Origin of the sequence: Tessaracoccus caeni (genome assembly GCF_029211185.1) — a bacterium.
Lineage (GTDB): Bacteria > Actinomycetota > Actinomycetes > Propionibacteriales > Propionibacteriaceae > Arachnia > Arachnia caeni.
The window spans coordinates 1-1,294 of record NZ_JARGDO010000053.1; the positions used below are offsets into that span (position 1 = coordinate 1).

The following is a 1,294-nucleotide window of genomic DNA, read 5'->3' on the forward strand; positions in this document are numbered from 1 at the left end:
CCAGGGTGCCGTCAAAGTCGTGTTTTAGGTTGTCAGGAGTAGTTTGAGGGCCCGGTCGGGATGTCTGGCGGTGTGTCTGAGGGCTTTAGCGATGTTGGTTGCTCCGGTGTAGCGGTGGAGGCTGATGACGAGGTTCCGCAGGGCTGCCATCATCGCGGGTCCGTTGCCGGTGCGAAGCCGTGAGCGGTCTTCGTCGAAGGTGACATCGCGCACGTAGTGGATTTTGTTCTCGATGGCCCAGTGGCCTTGGGCCCAGGCGGCGATCACAGCGGGCTGCGCGTCGGTCATCGGCGTGGAGCTGATCAGGTAGACGACCTCCACCGTCTTGTTGCCCTTGACGGTGCGCACTCGTCGGACCTTGGCGACCTGACGGGCACCGGGAAAGCTGATCCACGCAGGAGCGACGACGGCTTGAGTGGTGCGGGTGACCCTTCTTCCGTGTGACAGATCCCGTTGTGCCACCGATGGGATGTGTTTCCAGGGCAGGGCCTTCAAGGCTCGGTGAAGGCTGGGCTGGTTGGCCTTCACGGTCAGTAGGTAGTCGCCGTGCTGGTCGATGATCTGTTGCGCGGTCTCGGTTTGGGTGTGCATCGCGTCCATCGTCACGACCACCCCGGTCAGGTTCATCATGCCTAGTAGATGCCGGGTTGCGGGTATTTCGTTCGATTTGTCATCGACTTGGGTTTGGCCAAGGACCACGCCGTCGGCGTGGGTGCAGGCGGCCACCAAATGCGGGGCCCTCGCGTCACCGGCACGGGCGCCGCGCACGGTTTTCCCGTCCAACGCGATCACCAGGCGGCCTGCGATGGTCTGCGCGCGTAGCCTCAGCCAGGCGCCGCAGATCAGCGAGAAGGTCTCCGCGTCCAACGCTTCGATCACACGCCTGAAGGTGGCTTCGCTCACGATGCTCGCGGGATAGCCGAGCTGGACCAAAAGCCCGATGCCGGTGTCGGCAGCGTAGTCCGCGATCGCGTAGATCGATTTCGCTCCCGTGGCGACCGCGGCGACCGCGAGCGCGAGGATCACCGGCAACCGGTGTCGTCGCCCCCGTGCTTTACGGGGATCGGGGACGTAGGTGAACAGTTGGGACAGCTGGGCGGCGCGCAAGACTTTCGGCTCGACAGCACACGCCGTGACAGGGGAAGATGTCACCGGACGCGGTTCCTTCGAAGCGAGACTGGATTTGAACACCCACATCCTCACCAGAGGGACCGCGTCCCTTGCGTTCGCCACGCCGCGAACCACATAAACTGCCTAGTCAGACGGCCCTACGCACGACTTTGACGGCACCCTG

The 1,294-nt window shown here is 63.7% G+C and carries 1 protein-coding gene; it reads right to left on the minus strand.

From position 1 onward, the window contains the following. Positions 1-24: 24 nt before the first annotated feature. Positions 25-1,152, minus strand: a complete 1,128-nt coding sequence (locus tag P0D62_RS18945) for an ISAs1 family transposase (protein WP_275704082.1) — start codon at positions 1,150-1,152, stop codon at positions 25-27. Positions 1,153-1,294: the final 142 nt, after the last annotated feature.